We start from the raw sequence: 24,733 nt of genomic DNA on the forward strand, positions 1-24,733 counted from the left end.
AGGCTTTAGATTTATCTGAGGCCTCTTTTATTTTAGCTACATTCTTTAAGGGATAAACCGACCATTTATAGTAAATTTGCGGCAAAAATATAATCCGCATAATGAATTTAACATCACTACAAGCTATTTCACCTGTTGATGGGCGTTACAGAAAAACTACCGAAGGTTTAGCTGCTTACTTTTCTGAAGAAGCCCTGATTAAATACCGGGTTTTTGTAGAAATCGAATATTTTATCGCCCTTTGCGAAATCAACTTGCCTGGCTTGGAAAATTTTGATCGAAATCTTTATGCACAATTGCGTCTGATACATGAAAATTTTTCAGAAACAGATGCTTTAGAAATCAAGGAAACTGAAAAAGTAACCAATCATGATGTTAAAGCGGTTGAATATTTCATAAAAAGCAAATTCGATACCTTATCACTTCAAAATTATAAAGAGTTTATCCATTTTGGATTAACCTCTCAAGACATTAACAATACGGCCATTCCATACTCAATTAAATTGGCTTTAAATGAAAGTTATTATCCTGCAATTGCTACCTTAATTGAGAAAATAAATGCCCTGGCAACAGAGTGGAAAGATATCCCGATGTTGGCCCATACCCATGGCCAACCTGCCTCTCCTACCAAATTAGGTAAAGAATTCCTGGTTTTTGCCGAACGTTTGAGCATACAGTTGGCGGGCTTAAAGGCCATCCCGAACAGCGCAAAATTTGGTGGTGCCACCGGAAACTTTAATGCACACCATATTGCTTACCCTGAAGTAAACTGGGTTGATTTTTCGAACGATTTTGTTAACGGAACATTAGGTTTAACAAGAGCGCAACATACCACTCAAATTGAACATTACGATCAATTTGCAGCGCAATGTGATGCATTGAAACGCATCAATAACATCATTATCGATTTGGACAGGGATATCTGGACATATATCTCTAAAAACTATTTTAAACAGAAAATCAAAGCGGGGGAAATTGGATCGTCGGCCATGCCACATAAAGTTAATCCGATTGATTTTGAAAACGCTGAGGGAAATGCAGGGATTGCCAATGCGTTATTTGAGTTTTTTGCAGCAAAATTACCGATTTCACGCTTACAGAGAGATTTAACAGATTCTACTGTATTGAGGAATGTTGGCGTACCTTTTGGCCACACTTTGATTGCAATTAACGCTACTTTGCGTGGATTAAATAAAATTTTATTGAATGAAGCAGCTTTACATGCTGATTTAGATGATAACTGGGCTGTTGTTGCCGAAGCCATTCAAACGGTATTGAGAAGAGAAAATTACCCTAACCCATATGAAGCGCTAAAAGAGCTGACCAGAACCAATTCTAAAATCAATGCAGTAAGTATTGCCGAATTTATTGAAGGCTTAGCTGTTACAGAAACTGTAAAAGTACAATTGAGAACCATTACTCCTTTTAATTATACTGGTGTTTTTTAGTTGAATTAAATTGACGTTAAGCAGACAGCACCACAAGGTTTTATTAATGAGTAATTGTTAATTTTGTTTATTCAAATTGATTAAGACATGACGATTAACGTATATACAGAACAGACTCCAAATCCAGCTACCATGAAATTCATGGTAAACAAGCTGTTAATCAATGGCAGTGAGGATTTTGCTACTAAAGAAAGTGCAGAACACTCGCCGTTTGCTAAAGAGTTATTTAAGTTCAACTTTGTTTCTGGAGTATTTTTCGCCAGTAACTTTGTAACCATCACCAAAACAGAAGATGCAGAATGGGCAGATATTGAAGCCATTTTGAAAGAATTTGTTAAAGGTGCTGTTGAATCTGAATTAAAAATTAAAGAAGCAACTGCTGAAGAAGCTCCTGCTTTTGAAGGTTCGGAAACTGAAATTAAAATTCAGCAAATTCTTCATGATTACGTTCGTCCGGCTGTAGAGCAGGATGGTGGTGCAATTACTTATAAATCTTTTGATGAAGGTGTTGTTACTGTAGAATTACGTGGTTCTTGTAGCGGCTGTCCATCTTCTACCATTACGCTTAAATCGGGTATCCAAAACTTATTACAAAGAATGGTACCTGAGGTTACAGAAGTTGTTTCTGAAGCGCTTTAAAATTGTGCATTTTTCATAGTATATATAATGAAAAGGTCCCGATGTGAATCGGGACCTTTTTTTATTGCAAATCAGCTGTTCTTGAGATATTCGTCATGCTAAATTTATTTCAGCATCTTTAAAACTAAACGCTGAACTAAATCCAGGGTGACGATATTAATTAAAAGTACTGCTTAATCGCAGTCAACATTTCAGCTGTAAGCTTACCGTTAGTTGCTAAAATTTCTCTTTTTTCAAAGTAATCGTTACCCCCGGAAAAGTCGTAAACTTCGCCTCCAGCCTGTTGAACAATGAAGCAACCGGCAGCAAAATCCCATTGTTGCAGATTAAATTCGAAAAATGCATCAAAACGTCCGCATGCTGTGTAAACAAGGTCTACTGCGGCTGCACCAATTCTGCGTACGCCATGGCTTTTCTGCATCATCTCAGCCAACAATTTCAAATACTGGGGCTGTTTATCAAACTGGTAATATGGAAAACCTGTAGCGAGCAAACTCGATTTTAAATCAGGATTTACAGAAACCTTAATTTCCTTTTTATTCAGAAAGGCCAATCCGCCTTTATAAGAATAAAACATTTCTCCCCTATTTAATTCATACACTACCCCAATTACAGGCAAACCATCTTCGTAAAGCGCTACGCTTATGCCATAAGCAGGGATACCATGTATAAAATTGGTTGTACCATCTAAAGGATCGATAATCCAGGTGTGTGTTTTACCTGTTCTGTTGATGGTTTTTTCTTCGGTGATAAAACCAGCATCAGGAATTAGTTTTTCGAGGTTTTGAACCAGTTTCTGCTCTGCTGTTTTATCAACATAGGAAACCATATCATTTAAACCTTTGTATTCAATTTTTTGGGCATCAAATTGCATCGCTTCTTTGCGGATAAAGTTTCCGGTAAGTTTTACAATAGAGATTACCTTATTGCATAGTAATTCGTAATTCATAGTTATTTAACAACAAAAATGTGCTGTTGTTGGATTTTAAATGAACTTATTGATCTTATTGAGCCAGTTTATTCTTATTTCTTAAGGCATAAGCACTTAAAGCAATACCGCCAACCACAAGAAATGTAGAAATCATTTCGGCTTGTGTAAAACTTAAACCAAAAACATGGTATTTTGAATTAACACGAATTAATTCGATGCAGAAACGTTCAATACCGTTCAAAATCATGTAAATACCAAACATTAAACCAGGTGCTTTTATTTTATCTCTGATGCGCCATAAAAAAGCAAAGAGAATTAAACAGATTATTACTTCATAAATTGGTGTAGGATATACACCCTGTGCAAGTTCGTTACAAAATTTACCATTGCAGCCCGGAATTGGAATCCCTTCTCCCACTACATTGTTTGGGTATTTGTACGACCATAGCCAATCTGGCAACCAAGAAAATGGCTTTGGATTATTGTTTACAATTCCCCAGTCTCCATCTCCAGCCAGGTGGCAACCTATACGGCCTACTGCGTAAGCGAGCATCATGCCTGGTCCACCAACATCAAGCATGTGCAAAGGTTTAATACCGTACCTTTTTGCAATAATTAGTACTGCGGCACCACCACATATTAAGCCACCATAAAATGTAAGCCCACTAAATGACAACAACCTTTCGATGGGGTGCTGAACAAAATCATCCCAATATTCTAAATTATCAAAGAATTTTGCACCAAGGAAACCCCAAATTGCTGCCCAAACAATTAAATTGCTCATGGTTTGGTAAGGGTGAATGGTTACCAGTGTTTCTTTTGGTTTATCCAGTTTATGTTTATTTTTTTCCGTATAATCCCAGTAGGCAAACAGCCCTGCAAAAAACAAACCACCGATTAAATTGCCTTTGGTAGACATTAAAATACCTTGAGCATCGTTTACAAAAAGTTTGTAATTCAATAATGCATAAACCAATTTGTAGCCAATTACAAAACCAAAAAGCCCATTCATGATCAGCTCTGAAGTGGTAGCTGGTTTACCAACTGTAATTGTTTTTTTAAATGGGTGGAGTATGCCCAGCGCTTCTTTACGCTTAAGTTCTTTGGTAAAAGCCCAATAACCAGCTACAAAGGCCAATGCCACAAAAACACCGAACGTATTAAATGGAAGTGGCAAATTAATGCCAAATAAATATTCTAAAAAATGTGAAACGGTAGGAAACATACAAATAATTTGTTGCGAAGATAGGAAAGAAAGACCAAAGCTGAAAGCCTAAACACTCGAGGCAAATGAGAAACACTTAAATGGAAAATTCGACGTAAAAAGACAGACTGTTGAAGATTGAAAATCATAAATAATACCTTCATTTATAGATATTTAACAAATAAACTCACAAGCCTCATCTGTTATTTGAAAAAAATAAAAAAATCCCCTGGCTTTATGCCAGAGGACTTAAAGTTATTATCATTAAAATAATTTCAGCTCCTTAATTGAGCATTAATGCTGTAATACTTTAGCGATTTCCTTTTCGATAGATTTGATCTCTTTAGGTTTAAGCTTTTTTGCTCTATCAGCCTTGTTACCAGTTTTACTTTCGGGGTATTTTACTCCTACTCTTAAAGCTTTTAAGCCAGAAACACCTTGTAATTCATCCAGTTCCAATTGCTCTAAATCATCATTTAAATAACCCTGAACCTGCATGTATTTAATGTACTCCATATATTCTTTGGCTTCTTCGGGGTTGAAATAAACCATGGCAATTTTATGGGGCTGTGTTAAGCGTTCGGTTGTTCCTTTTATTAGAACTTTATCAATTCGTTTTTTAACAACTTCGTAACGGATGTTATATGCACCTTCTACATCAAACCGACGTTCATCATTTCTAAAGCTGATATCGATCGCATTTGAATGGATAAAAATCAATTGGGTAGTTTCCAATGGCCGTGGCATTTCGCCAATTAAGCCTTTAGATAAACGTGCAATATCAACCATGGATGTTAACTGCCAAAGGCGGATATTTTTTAGGTATAACAGATCAAAAGGCTTATCGGGAGCAATTTCCTGACCGATGTAAATATCATACTCCACACCATCTGTTCTAAATTTGGCAAAATAACATGGATAGGAAGCCTGTAAATTTGCTTGTGATTTTTCTAGATATTGACTAACCTCTGTATTGATCAGTTGCATTGATATTTCCAGTTGCCTGCGGTTTGCAAAAGCTGCTCCGGTTTCTGGAATAATAACTTCGAAATAATGATCGACAAATTCAGCAGTCTGAGGATAATTTCCTTTAATAATCGACAGGAAAGGGTAAACTTCTACCTCTAAAAACTCATTCAGTTTATTTTCTTCGTTTGATGAAGCGAAATCTCCGATACGTTTTATCCAATCTTTACAATTGAACAATAGCTTATCTGTTAGCTCTAAAGAAACATGTTTGCGAATTGATTTTAAGGTATCAATTAAACTGTTCAATTGCACTTCCATATCATCTTTTAAAGCCTTATTGCGCTCAATAGTGGAGTTACGGATATCAATTGCACCAAATAAAGGATACATGTGTTTAAAGGTGATGGTTTCAATCTCCTTTAACTTATGGTAACTGTTGTTTTGTTGAAGAAAATGCCAAACAGCCTCGTTAAACTTCCATTGTACAGAGGGTTGCAAAGCTGTAAATTTATCCATCAATACTTCATCCATTTTCGAATCGAATTCTTCGATACTGTATTGGAAAAGCTGACCTATTAGCGGCATTGCAGGACGCAATCTTGATAACAACTTATCATCAACCAAAACTTCCTCGTTAGAATACACTTCTAAAACACCAGCCAATTGGGTATTGTAATAAATTGGCAGTACGGAATAAGAACAAACGCCTGCTGCTTTTAAAACCCTTAAAAACGGGTCCTTATCAATCTGATCGTCGTTTATTGCACTAACGAAAATGGCCCTTGGGTTTTCTTTATATTTATCTACCAGTGAGTAAAAAACTTCTTCTTCGAGATTGGATGATTTAGCGGAGTTGATGAGCATACTCTGCGAAAATTCCTTGTTATCGAAAACCAGCTTATTGTTAACGGTTAAAAAAGGCATTAAACCAAATTCCAGTTTTCCGTTTCCGCTAAGGGTTTTTAAAGCATGAATTACGTGGGTATATGCTTCTGTTTGGTAATTGTGGTTAACCAAGGCATCGCGTATACCATCAATTGCATGCTGTAAGGTAACATCTGTTATCGAAATGATACTGAAACCCTCGAAAAGGAAATTTTGCAATGGTAAATGCTCTACCAGGTAGTCCAATTCGGTTTCATCCTGAAAATGTTTACCAAGTTCTTCAAAATTAAGTTCAGGCAGATCTCCTTTGTGCATAATATCAACAAACTTTGTATCTGTTTGAATATTATAATATTGCGTAAGGGTGGTTTCCTGATTAATGTGAGCATAAATAATCTCATTTTTCAGTACTGAGGTGAAATTATAAAAACGCCCCAAGATGATATTGTAGATAAATTTAAGCTGTTTTTTCTCAACAGGCTCGTTATCTTTCGTTACCTTATTTTTAGGATCGTGATCCTTAAAAAATTTATAGAATGCATTGGTACTGAAGAAAATCTGATCTGGAATTGGGGTACTTAAAGCCCAAAACAAATCATCTTCGTTATCCATTAAAGGTGTTAGAATGGTAAAAATTAATTCTAAAGTATCTTTATATTGGGATAAATCTTCGGCACTGATGTTGCCAAGCAGCACATCGTCTTTTTCAATTTTTTGAAGTAAAAACCTGTAAAATTCTGATTTTACTGATTTCTCTGTTTTCAACCTGCCTTTTAAATACTCCACAAGGGGGCGAAAAGACAGTGAGGATTCTACCTGGCAATGTATACATTCATTTTTGTGTATCTGTATTACATTGGTATTCATTGTATAAGTTTGCTATAGTGTAAAATTTATAGTTATCTATTTAGTTACTAATTCATTGCAAAGATACAAACTCCTCAAAGCAATGTTAGTCTGCTGAACGTAATACTTGAATATTACATCTATTAATATGTTACACAAATTTAGTACCTAAAATTAAGTGATACGTATGGATACCAGCCATCAGTAGAGTGTCCCATCACAAATCGCACAACTGTGAGTGATGCCGGGGCAAAATAAACACCCCCTCCTACGCCGTGGTGCCATAATGTTGATGCTTCGTCACGTTTCCATACCCTGCCAACATCATAAAAACCCAATAAGCCAATTTGGCCGGGTAAAACATAACTTACCAGATCGCCAAGTTTGGCCCTAAGCTCTAAGTTGTTATAAAAGGTATGCTCACCGGCAAATCTAAACTGGCGATAACCGAGTAAATTGCCCTGTCCGCCGAGATAAAGTGCCTGATAAAACGCTGGTTTGCCAATGGTTACTCCTCCGCCAAAACGATCTGCCAAAATGAAGTTTTTTCTGCCATCGAGGTTTTTATATAAAGCAATGCTTGCGGTAAACTGTCCATAAGAATTGGAATATTTGTTAACTCCTTTATATCCTAAAAGCTTAAAATCTACATAACTCCCTAAGGTTGGCAATAAATCGTTATCGCGGGTATTGTTGGTAAAGTTTATAAAAGCACCTGCAAACATCTTTTCGTTACGTACGGTTAAAGAATCGGCTGAATGCAGAAGCGAAGGATTTTCGATAAAGCGGCCATCGTTATCTTCTTTGTTATACTTATAATACTGCCAAGAGGGGCCAACACTGAAAGTAGATTTCGGACGGCGCCACCTGATTGCTGCATCTACCTGATAGAGGTTAAAGCGTGCGCGGTAATACCTGATGTTGTCTCCATCATTAAATGGTGTTTCATTGCCCAGGCCAAAGAAATTTTGTGTATTGTTAGGGGCAAAAGCATCGGCTTTTAAAACAAAATCGGCTTTGCCTAATGCTTTTAACCATTCGCCTTTGTAGTTAAACCTAAAAGCTTTTGTAGAGAAAGAATGAAGAAAAGAGATGGTTTGTGAATTGCCATAAGGCTGTTTTCTGAAACCAGGATTGGTTTGTTTGTAAATTAATCCCAATAAAATACCATCATCCTGATTATAACCTGCATTTAACAGCCAAGAACTGCGGCGATACATATCTTTTGGGATGTAGCTAAAATTCGAGGTATCATTGGAAATTATTTTTCTGATTTTACTGGCATCTTCTCCATTATAAGTGGCTTTATCTTTTCTACCATATAATTTTACCGGACCGTTACTATTTGCAAAATCATAAACCTTGTTCCCTTTGCCGCCTATAATCCTCAATTTGATGTTCGAATTTTTATTGTTCAGGATTAAACTGTCGTTACCATTGTGCATGTAAACCCTAATTTCTTTTGTTACCTTGGGATCGAACTTACGGTCGAAAAGTTCATCTTTAATATTGCCTTCTTTCGAAATTTTATTGATTTTAACACGCAAACCATTATCAGCAGCATCAGAAATCTGGATGAGTTCGTTTTTATTGGTTACTTCAATATCCACAATCCGGTTAAAGAAATGATAATACTGGTTCATTAACTTTGGCAAAGTGGCTATCCTGTTGCGCATTTGTGCCAAAACGGCATCGTGGTGTAGCGAATAACTTGGCTCAGGGAGTTTTTTTAATGCTTTTTCAAAAACAGCATCGTTGTAGTTTGCACAAAAATCTTTTACAATTTGATCAAATTCTTCTTCATCAATGTTTGCTGTCCATCGGCTGCTTATTTCTCTACCTTCCCATAAAAACCAATTGATATTTTTGATGCCACGCTCGTAGCCTTGCATCATTGGCAAAAGTGAAGATGATTGAGTGTATCGCTGTAAAAAGCCGTCTGATCTGAAAAATACCTGGTCGCGATCTCTCGGAACCGGCGAATATAAGGATCCATCTTTGGTTTTGGTTTCTTTCCAACGCCACTGGTCTTCGTGCCTGTCCCAATCTCCTAGTAAAACATCAAATGCCCTGGCTTTAACCCAGGCTGGGCCATCTAGTTTATTGTCATTATCTTCCGTTAGTTTTTTGTCCATTTTTGGCGAACTGTCCGATTCTCCCGTAGGTTCTCTTTCCTCGAATAAACAAAGGGTATTGGCAAATGCGGATTCAAATTCTCCCAGATTATCATCGGGTGAAACCCATCCAATAATCGGGTTACTGTGCGCAATTCCGCCTGCTTTGGCCAATTCGGGCACTACAAGGGCCGAAAACGGATGCTGGGCCGACATATTATCTTTAATTACATCTTTAGCAAAAGTTTCGCGCAGGGCTGCTGGCAAAAGCACTTCCGGATATTTTTCTACACTCCGCAACACATATTCTTTGCCGTTTTTATCTTCCAATCGTAATGAGCGCGATTGATTTCCTCCGCCACGTTGTGTAGCCTTTAAGCCACCCATCATCTGCGAAACCCTTAAAACTGGCACTTTCGTTCGTGCAGCATATTCTTTACGGTAATTTTCACCAAAAACGTAGCGGTGAAAACGCCCAACACTATCGTACTCTGGTTTAACACGAACAAAAATACTATCGGCAGTGAGTGGTTTATCTCTGTTTCTTACCTTTTGAGGAATCGTTTCGAACTTTTTAATGTAACTGTATACTTTTTTAACGCTGGTATCGGAATATATATAATATTCGTAACGCATATCGTTGTTTTTTAGCTGATCGGCTACTACATAGCCTTGTTGCATTTCGTGAAACAGCGAAGTTTTGCCTTCTTTGTTTGGCGATACTTTTGAACCTGAACCGCTGATAATCTGTAACTGTTTTCCTTTAATTAATTGTAAGCCATGCTCGTGGCCGGCAACGTAGGTAACATTTGGATAATCACCAAATACGCCTGTTATTGATTTGATCATATCCTTATAAGCAGGATGATTTAAATCTTCAGGACTCAGTAATGTTGAACGCAACATTGGGTAAACAGAACCTAAAACAGGCAGTGGGATGTATAGATTTTTATTAAGGGATGTTAAGGGAAAGAGGTGATTGCGCAGGTTAAAATAACCTCCATGTGGTCCGTAACTTTGAAATGGATGGTGAGAAGCCAGCAGGATTACTTTATCTTTATTTTCTTCTAACAGCTGCTCCATTTTAACCAAAACTTCATCTTTGGTACGGCAATCGCACTCGCCATTTGGATTGGATTTACTATATGGAAAAACCCACCATTCGCTATCATAGGCAATAATGGTTAATTTATCGGTAAGTTTAATGGCAACGGGATCAGGGCATCCGTTTGCTGGAATTAACTTGAGTAAAGGATCGTTTTGTGCGCTAAGATAGTCACCCTGTGCTTTAATTTTAGCCAAACCTTTCGGGCCGGATTTGTCCCAATCGTGGTTGCCGGGAACAAAATAAACTGCTGCCCCCATTTTACGCATGGGTTCGAATTGTGAACGGAGGATTTTTTTAGTTTCTTCTTCTTCCAAACTTCCCGGAAGCCCCATACCGGTTGGGTAGATATTATCACCCAAGTAAACAACGGTTGTTTTTTTTGGAAGAATCTGCTTTGCAGCATTTTTGAGATCCTGCATTTGGGCAGGGTTCATTTCCCCTGCATCCCCAAAGAGAATGACCCGATATTTTACATCATCCTGAGCAATGGCAATGAAATTGATTAAAAATAAAATTGTAAAAAGAGTAAATCTTTTGATCATAGACTCAGCGTTTGTATAAATATAGTTATTTTAAAATTATTATGTTTTTGGATTTATTCCATAATAACATCACACTGAATTCAATTCAGGATCTTTCGTGTGGAAAAGACGCTTACATAAATTCAGCATGACGCAAGATTGAGGAAACAACACCAACCTTTATTTTTTCAATTTAAACATCAAAATGTTACCGGCCGCTAGGGTTCCGCCTTCATTAGAGATGTAGAGGTTATTATCGCGATCGAAAGCTATCCCTTCTGGCTGGTTAAAAAGGCTGCCATCCAATGGATATGTTGCCTTTACTTTAAAATCGGCATCGGTTACCACAATCATTTTATTTATTGAAGAAAGCACATACCACTCGTTCGCTTTTGGGTTTTTAGCCAGTGCAGATGGGCGGAACCTTGATTTCGAACTTCCTGATGCTTTTTCAATCGCTTTATGCGAAAGGCTAAATTCTCCGGCAGGGGTTAATGTGGCATCAGTTCCAACCTTAAAGCCATAAATACTTGATGCTTTTGCCTTTGAATCTGGCTTGCTATCTTTTGTTAGCACATAAACCATGTTGTTTTTTTCATCCGCAGCCAAACCTTCATATTCTGCCTTTGGAACAAGATCTTTGGTTTTAACAACATTGGCAACCTCGGGTTTGTTAATTTCAGAAATCGGAAATGTATGCAGCTCACCATTGCTTTTTAAAACAATAATATAATTGTTAATGATGGTTAGATCTTCGTAATCGCCTTTACCTCCAAATTTGGTGTATTTAGAATCCTTATCGCTTAAACCCAGGTGAAAAAGATCTCCATCCTCATCCTGGATAGCAAAAACTTCTTTTGGGTCGCCGTTATGAAACACAATTCCAGAAATTTCAAAAAGGTTATGTGGCATGTTGTATTTAACGGGCGCAGATAAATCGTAAGGAAAATCTGATTTTGCAGCACTACTTGTTGATACTGTTTCAGTAGAATCACTTTTTTTATCATTGCGGTTACCATTAACGCAGGATAGGCCTAAAAAAGCAGCTGAGAGTAGTAAACTGGAAGCAAGGAAAGTTTTATTGTATTTCATAAGGGTAAAAATTAATTTTAATGGCCTGTGTTATCATAGCCCATCAATAAGTAAAATCATGCGTTATTTATTTTTCAATAATGCATAAATATCATGTTGAGACTCGACAAGAATCCCGCCACTTTTTACGGGAATGTTATTCATGTCATCATCTATACAAACTGCCTGCACATTATCTTGTTTTTGTATTTCGATAATGGATAAAATTTCTTCTTTAATCTGTTCATTGTAAATCGGGAAACAAACCTCTATTCTTCGGTAAATGTTCCGGTTCATCCAATCTGCCGAGCCGAGGTAAACATCATTTTTCCCTAAATTATGGAAGATAAAAACCCGTCCGTGTTCTAAATAACGGTCAACAATGCGCGTTACCTTAATGTTTTCGCTCATTCCTTTTACACCTGGAATTAAGCGGCAAATGCTCCGCACAATCATTTCTATCTTCACGCCTGCCTCCGATGCTTCGTAAAGTTTGTTAATCAATACTTTTTCTTCGAGGTTGTTCATTTTAATGGTAATGCCCGATACTTTACCTTGTTTGGCATGTTCTATCTCTCTATCAATCAATTGAATAAAAACCTGCTGCAGGTTAAACTGCGCTACCAATAAGTGCTTAAAATTAATGAGATCGGCACTGCTTGGTTTAACTCTTTTGGCCAAAAAGATAAAAAGCAACTCTACTTCGCGAAGCATTTCCTTATTGGCTGTCATTAAAATATGATCGGTGTAAAAAGCAGCGGTGCTTTCGTTAAAGTTACCGGTGGCAAACAGACCTGAATAGCGCATTCTATCGCCTATCTGCCTTTTTACCAGTGCTACTTTGGCGTGTACTTTTAAAGCAGTTACACTGTAAATAATGTTTACACCAACTTCTTTCATTTTTTTAGCCCATTTGATGTTGTTGGCTTCATCAAAACGGGCTTTAAGCTCTACCAAAACCGTAACTTTTTTACCATTTTTGGCTGCACTGATTAAGGCATTTACAATTTTAGAATCGCTGGCCACGCGGTATAGCGTCACATAAATTTCCTTAACATCAGCATCAATGGCGGCTTCGTTAAAAAAGCGCAATACGCTATCGTAACTTTGATAAGGTGTATGTACAATTATGTCGTTTTTATAAATTGCCTCTGTCAGCGACCCTTCAATTACATCGGTATTGCAAAGTTTTGGCCAATTTTGGTTGGAAAGCTGGGGCACATTTACCGGGAAACCCATAAAATCTTTCAGGTTGTGGTATTGCCCGCCTTCTATCCTATTGGCTTTTTTTAAATTGAAAAGTTTTTTTAGCAGCTCGAAAACATTTGCTGGTATGCCTGGCTGATGCAGAAAGCGTGTAGCTAAACCTGCATCGCGTTTAAGCAATTGTTTTTCTAATTGTTCTGATAAACTGCCTGAATATTCATCTTTAAGATCAATTTCGGCGTCCCTTGTAATTTTGAAACTGTAGCAACCTGTAACTTCTCCTTCAGGAAAAATACGGTCTAAATGAAAGCGGACGATATCATCCAAAAAAACGATAAAGGTTTCGCCTTCGGCTTCTACCTTATAAAAACGGGGCAGCTGGTTGGAAGGAATGTTTAAAATGATAACTTCGGCATCAAGCTCTTTTTTTAGCGTAACCAGGAAGTACAGCTCATTGTTTGACGGAAAAAAATCGGTATTTTGATCAACGTAAACAGGTTGCAGAAAAGCCATTACCTGACTTAAAAAATACCGTGTGATGCTTTTCTGAATTTCTGCAGGAAAGGGCTGACCATAAATTAAATTTATTTTATTTTCTTTCAGCTGAGGAATGATATCAGACTTTAGAACAACGCCATATCGTTGTTGTTGATCGGAAATTAGCTGATTGGCGGTATTTAGTAAATTATCGTCAATCCTGATGTCATTATTTTCCTTATTACTCAACTTTTCGAGTGCCAGTAATACAGGCATCCGAACACGGTAAAACTCATCTAGATTGGAAGAAAATATAGACAAAAATTTAATTCGTTCGAGTAACGGAACGGTATTCCGCTCGGCTTCCATTAAAATACGCTCGTTAAATTTTAACCAGCTTAAATCTCTGTTAAAAAAAGAGGTTTCTATAATTTGTTCCATTAAAGTTTACCGTAAGCTGCGTAAGCGATTACAAAAGCCAATACTGCTGCAATTAAGCCAAACATAAAAATGTTATATGCCAGGCGGATTAATTTGTATTTACGGCCTAAAACCACACCCTGCGAGTAAACATCGGTAATTAATGTTCCGTATAAAAAATCTTTATCGTTCATTACCTTAATCATTCCATCGGTATAGCTCGGCAAACTCATTTTATAGAAATTACCGAAAAACAGGAGATTAACTTTTTTATTGTCCATATCTTCTTGAGTAAATTCTCCTTTGGGAATGGATGGACGGGTGGACAGGATGGACACCACTACACAGGTTAAACTCACCATTAATAATATAAATGTTGGTATAATCAGGTTGCCGTGATCTTCTAACCGCCTTAGCAACAAACTCACAATCAACGATAGCATGATTGAATTTACAGTAATGAGAATATGTGCTTTATTATCAGCCATATCGCTCAAACGCTGGTTATTTGCCGAAGTAATCCTGAACATGGTTTCAATTCCTTTGTCTGGACGGTCGTCTTTATCTTTTTTCTTTTTCTCTTTTACAATTTCAGGTGCAAAGTTTTTAGGTTCTTCGAGTTCTGTGCTGATTTCTTCCTGTGCGCTTAATTTACTTTTCAGCTTATCGATATTTTTCTGTTTTTGATCACTTAGCAACAAATTGGCATAATCGGTATGGTAATGGTGAGATTCCATAAACTGGATATCTTTTTTACGCCAATCGAGTTTGCTGATGTCTTTTTTATAGATCAACTCGTTTTCTTTGTGCATCAGTTTTCCTTTCGCTCGGAAATCAGATAACCCTAAATGGAAAAGATCTGCATCGCAAATAATCTTATCGATTTCATTTTTAGGATGCTGAGGAATTTTGGTGGCCAATATGGCACTTTTAACACTATCACGAACTTCCTGATTTACTTTGTGTTTGGCCAAAAACTGGTCGGCAAGTTCTGCACCTTTAGCCTCATGATTTAAGGCATCTTCAAAATAACCAGTATCGTGGAAATAGGCGGCTACAGTTATGGTGAAAAAATCTTGCTCATTTAGCTGGTAGTGGTTGGCAATCTGTTGTGCAGCATGTACAACTTCCTGAGTATGTTCCAGATTATGATAAACCAATCGCGGATCGCTGTGGGTATGGAAGTAATCGCTAACATGCTTTTGTACATCTTCCTGCAATTGTTTATAGTTCATGTGTGGAGCGGGATTGTGGTAATTTGTGGTTATGAGGGAAATGCATTTGTTTAAAATGTTTAAAACTGAAAATTGTTTGGTTTTATGGTTATAAAATTACGCTAATTTTTTAAAAACAACGCTGCTCTGCCTTGAACAATAATAATGCCTTATTTATTTTACAATAAGCTTTAATGGATAAGTAGAAATTAGGGGTGGTATAATCAAGGTTAGGAAGTAAAAACTGCATTAAAATTGGTGTTGAAGTTTGGTATGACGATTTATGATGGCCTGTTTGGAGCGCAGCACAGGCGAGAAATCTTTTAAGATGCACAGAAACATGTTCAAAGATTTTTCCACTACGGTCGAAATGACGATTAGACTTGTATTTATCGCTCTTTCCGTCATTTCGAGCGAAGCGCAGCGCAGCCGAGAAATCTTTTACAGTTGCACAAACATGTTCAAAGATTTCTCCACTACGGGCGAAATAACGATTCTACTAGTACTTGATTCACCGATCGTCATCCTCGCGCAGGCGGGGATCTTACAACTCAGGCAATATTTAAGCATTAAGATTCCCAATCAACCTGATAGCTATCGGGTTGGGAATGACGATTTATCGCTTTTTCCGTTATTTCGAGCGAAGCACAGCGCAGCCGAGAAATCTTTTAAAGTTGCACAAATATGTTCAAGGATTTCTCCACTACGCTCGAAATGATGATTCGACTAGTATTTAATTCGCCAGTCGTCATCCTCGCGCAGGCGGGGATCTTACAACTCAGGCAATATTTAAGCATTAAGATTCCCAATCAACCCGATAGCTATCGGGTTGGGAATGACGATTACGCGAGGATTTATCGCTCTTTCCGTCATTCGAGCGCAGCGCAGGCGAGAAATCTTTTAAAGCTGCACAAACATGTTCAGAGATTTCTCCACTTCGGTCGAAATGACGATTAGACTTGTATTTATCACTCTTTCCGTCATTTCGAGCGAAGCGCAGCGCAGCCGAGAAATCTTTTTAAGATGCACAAACATGTTCAAAGATTTCTACACTACGGTCGAAATGACGGTAACGCGAGGATTTATCGCTCTTTCCGTCATTTCGAGCGCAGCACAGCCGGAAAATCTTTTAAAGCTGCACAAACATGTTCAGAGATTTCTCCACTTCGGTCGAAATGACGGTTACGCGAAATGAAGAGTTGTTCAATTAGTGTCCTTCCTCCTCTTCGTTTTTAACTTTGCTCAATAAATCATAAGCTCCTTTTACCACTATTTTCGGTTTGGTAAGTGCTTCTGCAAATGATATCTGAGTAAAGCCATTTTCTGAAACATCTGTTTTCACCTCTATCATTTGGTAATGAAAGGCTGATTTTGAAGCAGATTTTTCTATGAATACATATTTTTTACCTTCAAATTCAACAATAGCGGCATCGGGCAAAGCTTCTACCTTATTGGTACCACTTTCTACATAAGCTTTGAGGTACATGCCAGGCAGCAGTTGCGTATCTTCTTTATCAAGGTGGCAATGCACTTGTACAGTACGTTCTTTACTAATTTCCCTGCCGATCAGGTGCACCGTAGCCATGCGCTCTTTATCTTCGTTTGCTAAAGTAAACCGTACTTTTTGGCCAATTTTTAGTTTAGGCACATCTTTTTCGAACACGGTAAGTTCTGCATGTAGATGTTCGGTATCGGCAATTTTAAAAAGTTCATCCGTAGTACTCGCGAAAGCACCGATATTGGTGTTTACTTGTGTTACGTAACCTGCCATAGGCGCATAAAGGTTAAAGGTTTTAAGAATCTCACCTTTCTCAAGCACAGCAAAACTGATGTTTATAAGCGAAAGTTTAGACCGCTGACCAAGCAATCGGGCACTCACACTTTGGTATTCGCTCCGGGCTTTTTGCAATGCTTTTTTTGAATTTACGTTTTCTTTGGCCAGTTCTTCCTGCCGATCTAACTCTTGTTTTAAAAATTGCAGCTGACTTTTATAATCCATATAATCCTGCTGCATCTGAATAAATTCGGGATTTTGCATTACAGCAACCAAAGCACCTTTTTTTACCTTCATGCCCTGGAGCATATCCGTGCTTTTTACAATGCCCTCTAGCGGTGTAGAGATTGAAACCAAACTTTGGGGAGGCAAATCGAGCATCCCGTTTACTTTCGTTGTTCCGCTTAATGCTTTAAGTTCAATCTCGCCAAGGGTAATTCCGGCAAGTTTGTGCTGCTCTGGCGTTAAAGTAACCATATCGTTCTCTTGGTGAACGGGCTCTTTTTCTACTGCGTTTTCCTCTTTGGGGCTTCCACATGCTGCAAGGTAAAACGTTACCACGATTAGAACAATATATTTATATATGGATTTCATGTTTATTATTTTATAATGATTTAAGGTTACCAGTCAAAAATTCGATGTGGTTAATGCTTTGATTAACCTGTAACAGAGCCATCAGGTTGCTTTCATAAATAGAATTTACCTGTTTAAGGTTGAGGAGATATTCGGAGTATCCAATTTCACCATTCTGGTAGGCAATTCTGCTGTTTTTTAATATTAATGCAGCATTGGCAAGTGCCGAAGTTTGGTAATAACCGTAACGCTGTTGGTTTTTAAGGTATTCTTGAAGCACCTGTTGAAACTGTCCTGTTAGTTTACGTTCTTGCAATTCGAGGTCGGTGGTGGCGATATCTTTACTTATAGCCGCTGCTTTTGCCTTTGCCGAATACGATTTGTAAAACAAGGGAACAGCTAGTCCAAGCTGGAAACCCTGGAAACGTTTATTTTGATTAAAATACACTTCTGAGCCATTCACGTTTTGCAAACCGGTTAGCGATTGGTTAAAGTAGCCAACTGTAATATCTGGTAATGCTTTTGCCAATTCTATCTTTCGCTGTTTATCGGCAATAATGATTTGTTGTTTAAAATATGCCAATAAAGGATTTTCCTGAACGGATAATCTGTTAGTCAAAGTGATCATTTTTTGCTCATTCAGATACCTTTCTGCAATTTCTTTAATTGGCCCTCCAATAAGTATACTTAGCTGATTTTTGTAAATTTCGATGTCGGCATTATTTTGTTCCAATTGGTTTTGCACATCTTTCAACTGTGTCTCAGCAGCTACTTTTTCTAAAAGATTGCCTTCTCCAGTTTTATATTTTAACGAGGCTGATTTAACAAAGCCCTTGTAAATACTATCCTGTTGCTGTAGCAGTTTTTCTTTAGTATAGAGGTATTGAAGGTTGGTGTAAACGGTTTTTACCTGGTAAATTAACTCATTTTTAGTAGCAGCAACCTGAAACTGACCTGCTTTAATGCGTTCATCACCTAAAGCTGCATTGGCTGTAAAAAGTGTTGGAAATGGAATCGTTTGAGAAATGGTAAAGTTTTTATCGTTTTTAACCAAACTGTTGTATTGTCCGTAAAGCATCGAAATATCCGTTTTGGGCATTTCGAAAGCTGTTTTTTTTAATTGCTCCTGTAAACCGACGTTGAGGTTTGCACTGTTTATGGTTTTGTTTCGTTCGAGCGCAGATGAAATGGCTTGGTTTAATGTAATATCAGTACTTTGTGCCTTAACGGATGGTAATCCAAAAAGAAACATCATCAAAACAAGCGCCCCTGCAAGTGGGGATGTACCGCGTTTTCTTGTTCCTATTTTATCTACCCAAATGTAGAGAATTGGCAATACCAATAAGGTAAGTAATGTAGCCGAAAGCAGGCCGCCTATTACTACCGTTGCTAACGGACGTTGTACTTCTGCCCCACTACCGCCAGAAATTGCCATTGGCAAAAAGCCAAGTGAAGCTACCAAAGCGGTCATAATTACAGGGCGCAGCCTTATAGTGGTTCCTTTTTTTATAATGTAGATGGTATTTGTCATTCCTTCTTTTTTTAAGCGGTTAAACTCGCTGATCAATACAATTCCATTGAGCACTGCTACACCAAAAAGTGCGATGAAACCGATACCTGCAGAGATACTGAAAGGCATCCCCCTGGCCCATAGAGCCAGTATGCCACCTATTGCAGATAATGGGATAGCTGTAAAAATTAACAGCGCATGTTTAATTGATGAAAATGTTAAGTAAAGTAAGAGCAGGATGAGTAACAATGCCAATGGAACAGCAATACTCAGCCTTTTATTGGCCGCCTGAAGGTTTTCGAACGTTCCGCCGAAGGTTGGATAGTAACCTGGTTCAAATTTAATTTTGCGATCTATTTTCTGCTGAATTTCTTTGACAATGCTTTCTACATCCCTGCCACGAACATTAAAACCGACAGTAATACGTCGTTTTGCATCATCGCGCTGAATTTGGTTTGGGCCTTCCTTATATTGGATATCAGCCAGCTGTTCTAAAGGGATTTGATTGCCATTGGGTGCAGTTACGAAAAGGTTTTTTACATCTTCCAAAGATTGCCTGTTCTCCTTTTCAAGGCGCACCACCATGTCGAAACGTTTCTCACCTTCAAATACAAGGCCTGCTACTTCACCGGCAAAACCCGAGCGGATGGCGGTATTTACATCTTCAATATTTAGCCCGAATTGTGCAATTTTATCTCTGTGGAATTTAATAATCACTTGCGGTAAGCCTGAGGCCTGTTCTACATAAATATCCTGAGCACCCTCTATTTTACCTGCAATGGCACCGATCTTTGATGCATAACTGCCCAACTTGGCAAAATCTTCACCATAAACTTTAATTACAACATCCTGTCGCGCACCCGTCATCAACTCGTTAAAACGCATTTGAATAGGCTGCTGAAAGCCAAAAGTTACCCCCGGAATATACTGTTCTAACTTCTGTTGCATTTTTTCGGCAAGTCCATCTCTTGATGAAGCACTCGTCCAATCACTTTTATCTTTGAGGATAATGATTAAATCGCAGGCTTCAACAGGCATTGGATCGGTTGGAATTTCACTTGAACCAATCTTCCCGATTACTTCTTTTACCTCCGGAAAGTTGGCTTTCAATACCTTTGCTGCCCGTGTTGAGGCCTCGATGGTTTGCGACAAACTGCTGCCAGTTAATACCCGTGTTTCTACAGCAAAATCGCCTTCTTCCAAAGTGGGGATAAATTCTGCCCCAAAGTTGCTGAAGATAACCAATGAAATAGCAAATAGCGTTAAAGCAATACCTAAAACTGCAAGTTTTGCCCTTATCGCAAAATTAAGTATGGGTGTATATACCCGTTGTAGAAATGACATGATCCTATCTGAAATATTTCTTTTGGTGCTGATGGTTTTATTCAGGCACAAGGTACTCATCATTGGCACATAAGTTAATGATAGTATAAATGCACCAAGAATGGCAAAAGCCACGGTTTGCGCCATTGGTCTGAACATTTTACCTTCGATGCCTACAAGTGCAAGAATGGGCAGATATACGATGAGGATGATGATTTCGCCAAAAGCGGCACTGTTGCGGATTTTAGAAGCAGATTCAAAAATCTCCGCATCCATTTCGTGTTGGTTTAAGCGGTTCTTATTTTTTCGAATACCCAAATGATGAAGCGATGCTTCTACAATAATTACGGCTCCATCTACAATCAGTCCGAAATCTATTGCACCAAGGCTCATCAGGTTGCCGCTTACGCCAAAAAGATTCATTAAACACACCGCAAAGAGCATGGCTAATGGAATTACAGAAGCGACTATGAGTCCGGCGCGAAAGTTGCCCAATAGCAAAACCAACACAAAAATAACAATCAGCGCACCTTCAGCCAGGTTTTTGGCCACAGTTCCTATTGCATTATTTACCAGTTTTGTACGGTCAAGAAAAGGTTCAATTACCACACCTTCGGGCAGGTTTTTAGCAATTTGCGCCATCCTGGTTTTAACATTGGCAATTACCTTTGATGAGTTGGCACCTTTAAGCATCATTACCACAGCACCTACAACCTCTCCTTGGTCGTTCCTCGTCATAGCACCATATCGGGTTGCGGCACCAATTCTTACTTCTGCTACATTGCGGATCAGTACGGGAATGCTATTGTTGTTGGTTTTTACAACAATGTTTTCAATATCTTCAATGCTTTTAATCAAACCTTCACTTCTGATGAAATAGGCATTGGGTTTCTTATCAATATAAGCACCTCCGGTATTTTGGTTGTTTTTTTCGAGTGCTGAAAATATATTACTGATGGAAATGTCCATACTCCTGAGTTTATCAGGATTAAGTGCAATCTCATATTGTTTAAGGTACCCGCCGAAACTGCTTACATCGGCAATGCCTTCTACACCTAAAAGCTGACGGCGTACAATCCAATCCTGAATGGTACGGAGTTCGGTTGCATCGTATTTTTTTTCATATCCTTTTTTAGGGTGGATAACATATTGATAAATTTCGCCCAAACCAGTAGTTAAAGGTGCCACTTCTGGTGTTCCTATCCCCTTTGGAATGGCCCGTTCCACTTCGGCAAGCCTTTCGCTTACCTGTTGGCGTGCCCAATAAATTTCTACATTTTCTTTAAATACCACCGTTACCACGGAGAGGCCAAACCTGCTAAATGAACGAATTTCTTCAATTCCGGGGATGGTTGCCATGGTTTGTTCTACAGGATAGGTTACAAACCTTTCGATATCTTCGGCGCCGTTGCTTGGCGAATTGGTAATAATTTGAACCTGGTTATTGGTAATATCGGGAAGTGCATCAATAGGCAATTGCTTTAGGGAGTATATACCCCAGGCAATTAACGCCATCATCATAATCGCCACCAGCAATTTCTGCCTGATGGAGAACAGTATTATTTTGTTCAGCATTGTTGTAATGAATCAAAAATTAGGAAATAGCAGCATAGCCTGACACGTAACCTTATGGTTATTGCATAATGCCCACTAAACTTATGGCCGGGCCATGGTGAAGAAATTATTGATTAAACAAGTTTAGGCGGTTGCCAAACATCAACAGGCTGTTTTTTTAAATCAGAACAATAAAAGCCTGGGTAAGATTGCTGAAAAACGGAAGCCATAACAACAACATTTTTTTCAAGAGGAAAATGCCGGGCTACTGAGCAGCAGGCACAACTACAAAACGGCGGACACATTTCGCCTCCGGCATGTTCTCCCTTGGCTGCATCATGATGAACAACGGTTTCGAACTGGTTATTTGTAAGCATATCTTCCCTATCCTGACAAGGCGTAATACCCAGCAAGATCAGATAAAAAGAAAATAGCAATACAAAGTATCTCATTGCCAGCAAATGTAATGATTATTGGGGAAAGGGAAAAGTGGTTGGCGGAGAGCGGACCACATTGGGCGAGAATTAGAAAAGATTAAAAAGATATTTTCACTTTTTGCAATAAAAACAAGCTTTTTATGCTTAAATGTTTTTTATAAATTTTGCCGGTATGCCACCAACAACTGTATTTGGTGCAATATCTTTAGAAACAACTGCTCCGGCAGCAACAACGGCATTTTCTCCAATGGTTACTCCAGGTAAGATTGTTGCTCCTGCACCTATCCAGGCATTTTTTTTAATGTGAATTGCTTTTGGAATTAATGTATGGCGATCTTCAATTGAGGTAGGATGACCTTCGGATAATACACTAACTTTTGGAGCGATAAATACATTGTCATCAATGGTTATTCCCCCCAAGTCCAGAAACACACAGTCGAAGTTGATGAAAACATTTTTACCGATTTTAATATGCTTACCGTAATTTATATAGAAAGGTGTGAACACATTAACCGTGCTGTCGATTTCAGCATCTGTAATTTGACTTAAAAAATTTCTGATTTCTTCTGGTTCGGTGGCATTATTCATTTGAACCAAAAGCTTTTTTGTTGCATAAGAAGCCGCTAACATCTTATATGCATCCGGATCGTTTGGAGAAATGGCTTCTCCATTACGTAACTTTTCAAAAATATCTGTGTTACTCATAATCGTATATCTATCCGGCAAAGATAGCGGTTACAAAAAAGTGATTAGTTAAATTAATGTCGCAAATCAATCTAATCCTGCTTAGTCCACACCAGTTTACTTGTATCATAACCTAAACTTTGGGCCTTTTTAAGGTAGGCGGCTTTAATTTCTTCTGGTACCGCTTTATCACGGGAAAGAATCCATAGATAGCTTAAGTTATTTCCAGCAATCAATGCGTATTTATAATCGGGATCAAGTGCGATAACATTGTATCCGGCATAAAAGGGCCAAAAAAAGGAAACTTTCAATCGGGCACTTTCCTGTCCTTTAACCAGCTTTGCTTTGCCCACACTTTCTTTCCATTTCTCTTCAACAAAATTATAACCCTTGTTTACCACACGTATCGATCCGTCAGCATTTTTTGAATATTCAGCAGTGACATGATCCAGGTTTTTTTCAAATTTAAAATCCATTCGTGCAATTTCATACCATTTACCCAAATAGCGATCGGTACGGAATGGACTAACGGCTACCGCCCCTTTTGGAATAGACACGCAAGCCGCAAAATTAACAGCCACAGCTGCTGCACCAATTCCGATGGCCAGACCAAGCTGCCATTTTTGAAGTTTAAATATCATAACCCAATTAACAAAATAGTAGCCTCCAGGTTTAACCATTTCTAATATTATAATACTTATTAAAGCAATTAGTGGCGGGTTTTACTTACAGTTACAAACAAATTCATTTACTCGTTGTTCAACATAAATCTAAAAACACTCATATGGACCAAAAATACACTCCTGCCGGGCATGCCTCTGCTTCCAGTATTTTAATTACCCTTGGTATAGGCATCGTTGCTTCTTTATTACTTTCCATACTTTATATTATTCTGTCGCAATTGATTCCAAATATCTGGTTTATTGCAACATGTGCGTTTTCATTGGGCATGTTGTTAGGCTTGGCTGTTGATCTGGGAATCCGAATAGGAAAAATAAGGAACTTAAAGGCGGCTGTGGTTATTGCTTGTGTTTGTGGTTTGTTGGCATTTTATATGCAATGGGTTTTCTTCGATGCCGTAATGTACAGCCAAAAGGGCTTTACTTTTAACCAAAGTTCTGCTGAGCTGAAACAGTTACTTGCAGATATGGGCTTCTTATTTTTACATCCCGGTATTCTGTTTCGCGAAATAATGGCGCTAAACAACGTTGGCACCTTTAGCATTCAGGGAAGTGGTAATGTTTCCGGGATTTTACTTTGGATAATCTGGTTGGGAGAATTTTTAGTGATTATAGGCGGAAGTTTGGTTGTAGCTTGGAATGGACAGGTAAGCAAGCCCTTTTCTGAGTTGAATGATGCTTGGATGAAAGCCAGAACTCCAAATCCTCTTATTCCATTTGTTGCCGATAAGGACCAGTTTTTAAATGAGCTAAGAAATAAAAATTTTGAGATCTTAAAAAACCATCCTGATGCCATCAGACAGCCCGATTATGCAGAAGTGGTCATTTATGAATCACAAGGCGATCCTACAAAATATGTGAGCGTTGTTAATGTTACGCCGCCTTCTGGCAGAAATAAGCAGGTTAGAAAAAAAAGTGTATTCACCCATTATTTCGTCGGAAATAATCCTCCAATATGATTCATCATGAATTGGGTAAATAATTACTAAATCTATTTGAAAACGAGATACTTACATTTAAGAGAATTTCCCAAACATTTTAAAGCCATTTTAAATTCGATATAATTAGGAAATTATTTTCTCTTGTACTTTGAATGGTCGATAAATAAATATAAATTTAAGCATGGGCGAGCTTATTCGATCCAT

At 38.1% G+C, this 24,733-nt stretch carries 16 protein-coding genes; 4 read left to right on the forward strand and 12 right to left on the reverse strand.

Annotated features, from left to right (window positions below):
• Window positions 1-101 precede the first annotated feature (101 nt).
• Together purB and ASE74_RS17150 are read left to right on the forward strand one after the other, a co-directional pair.
• The gene (gene purB / locus ASE74_RS17145) at window positions 102-1,448 is read left to right on the forward strand and encodes an adenylosuccinate lyase (protein WP_055911583.1); all 1,347 of its coding nucleotides are present in this window, start codon (window positions 102-104) and stop codon (window positions 1,446-1,448) included.
• Between the two features lie 87 nt (window positions 1,449-1,535).
• On the forward strand, window positions 1,536-2,087 hold the full coding sequence (locus ASE74_RS17150) for a NifU family protein (RefSeq protein WP_055911586.1): 552 nt from the start codon (window positions 1,536-1,538) through the stop codon (window positions 2,085-2,087).
• A 160-nt stretch (window positions 2,088-2,247) separates the two neighbouring features.
• Here ASE74_RS17150 and ASE74_RS17155 read toward each other — a convergent pair whose 3' ends face one another.
• The 7 genes from ASE74_RS17155 to ASE74_RS17185 all read right to left on the reverse strand — a co-directional run bounded on the left by ASE74_RS17155 (window position 2,248) and on the right by ASE74_RS17185 (window position 15,074).
• Window positions 2,248-3,036, reverse strand: a complete 789-nt coding sequence (locus ASE74_RS17155; RefSeq protein ID WP_055911591.1) for an inositol monophosphatase family protein — start codon at window positions 3,034-3,036, stop codon at window positions 2,248-2,250.
• 55 nt (window positions 3,037-3,091) lie between these two features.
• Entirely contained in the window at window positions 3,092-4,243 is a 1,152-nt protein-coding gene (locus ASE74_RS17160; RefSeq protein WP_055911594.1) for a prolipoprotein diacylglyceryl transferase, read from the reverse strand.
• 273 nt (window positions 4,244-4,516) lie between these two features.
• Window positions 4,517-6,943, reverse strand: coding sequence for a GAF domain-containing protein (locus ASE74_RS17165; protein ID WP_055911597.1), 2,427 nt, complete (start codon window positions 6,941-6,943; stop codon window positions 4,517-4,519).
• Window positions 6,944-7,083: 140 nt separating this feature from the next.
• Window positions 7,084-10,686, reverse strand: a complete 3,603-nt coding sequence (locus ASE74_RS17170; protein ID WP_082458828.1) for a BamA/TamA family outer membrane protein — start codon at window positions 10,684-10,686, stop codon at window positions 7,084-7,086.
• A 159-nt stretch (window positions 10,687-10,845) separates the two neighbouring features.
• Window positions 10,846-11,757, reverse strand: a complete 912-nt coding sequence (locus tag ASE74_RS17175) for an SdiA-regulated domain-containing protein (RefSeq protein WP_055911600.1) — start codon at window positions 11,755-11,757, stop codon at window positions 10,846-10,848.
• 63 nt (window positions 11,758-11,820) lie between these two features.
• The gene (gene ppk1 / locus ASE74_RS17180; protein ID WP_055911603.1) at window positions 11,821-13,860 is read right to left on the reverse strand and encodes a polyphosphate kinase 1; all 2,040 of its coding nucleotides are present in this window, start codon (window positions 13,858-13,860) and stop codon (window positions 11,821-11,823) included.
• Window positions 13,860-15,074 carry a Pycsar system effector family protein gene (locus ASE74_RS17185; RefSeq protein WP_055911606.1) on the reverse strand — a complete coding sequence of 405 codons (1,215 nt, stop codon included), beginning with the start codon at window positions 15,072-15,074 and terminating at the stop codon, window positions 13,860-13,862. The genes ppk1 and ASE74_RS17185 overlap by 1 nt, the downstream gene beginning before the upstream one ends.
• Window positions 15,075-15,969: 895 nt before the next feature.
• On the opposite strand from ASE74_RS17185, the gene ASE74_RS25230 reads away from it, so the two are divergent.
• Complete coding sequence (locus ASE74_RS25230; protein WP_235526142.1) at window positions 15,970-16,248, forward strand: hypothetical protein; 279 nt, start codon at window positions 15,970-15,972, stop codon at window positions 16,246-16,248.
• A gap of 12 nt (window positions 16,249-16,260) precedes the next feature.
• Here ASE74_RS25230 and ASE74_RS17195 read toward each other — a convergent pair whose 3' ends face one another.
• The 5 genes from ASE74_RS17195 to ASE74_RS17215 form a co-directional block, all read right to left on the reverse strand.
• Window positions 16,261-17,421, reverse strand: a complete 1,161-nt coding sequence (locus ASE74_RS17195) for an efflux RND transporter periplasmic adaptor subunit (RefSeq protein WP_055911613.1) — start codon at window positions 17,419-17,421, stop codon at window positions 16,261-16,263.
• 10 nt (window positions 17,422-17,431) lie between these two features.
• Window positions 17,432-21,808 carry a CusA/CzcA family heavy metal efflux RND transporter gene (locus ASE74_RS17200; RefSeq protein ID WP_055911616.1) on the reverse strand — a complete coding sequence of 1,459 codons (4,377 nt, stop codon included), beginning with the start codon at window positions 21,806-21,808 and terminating at the stop codon, window positions 17,432-17,434.
• A 113-nt stretch (window positions 21,809-21,921) separates the two neighbouring features.
• A complete protein-coding gene (locus ASE74_RS17205) occupies window positions 21,922-22,239 on the reverse strand; it encodes a DUF6660 family protein (RefSeq protein WP_055911619.1) in 318 nt (105 codons plus the stop codon).
• Window positions 22,240-22,368: 129 nt separating this feature from the next.
• Window positions 22,369-22,929: a DapH/DapD/GlmU-related protein gene (locus tag ASE74_RS17210; protein ID WP_055911622.1), complete on the reverse strand. Its 561-nt coding sequence runs from the start codon at window positions 22,927-22,929 to the stop codon at window positions 22,369-22,371.
• A gap of 71 nt (window positions 22,930-23,000) precedes the next feature.
• Window positions 23,001-23,549, reverse strand: coding sequence for a lipocalin family protein (locus tag ASE74_RS17215; RefSeq protein ID WP_055912018.1), 549 nt, complete (start codon window positions 23,547-23,549; stop codon window positions 23,001-23,003).
• Between the two features lie 143 nt (window positions 23,550-23,692).
• Between ASE74_RS17215 and ASE74_RS17220 the strand changes: the two genes are divergently transcribed.
• Window positions 23,693-24,547 carry a hypothetical protein gene (locus ASE74_RS17220; RefSeq protein WP_055911625.1) on the forward strand — a complete coding sequence of 285 codons (855 nt, stop codon included), beginning with the start codon at window positions 23,693-23,695 and terminating at the stop codon, window positions 24,545-24,547.
• The last annotated feature ends 186 nt before the right edge of the window (window positions 24,548-24,733 follow it).

This window comes from Pedobacter sp. Leaf216, from assembly GCF_001421515.1.
Classification (GTDB): Bacteria; Bacteroidota; Bacteroidia; order Sphingobacteriales; family Sphingobacteriaceae; genus Pedobacter.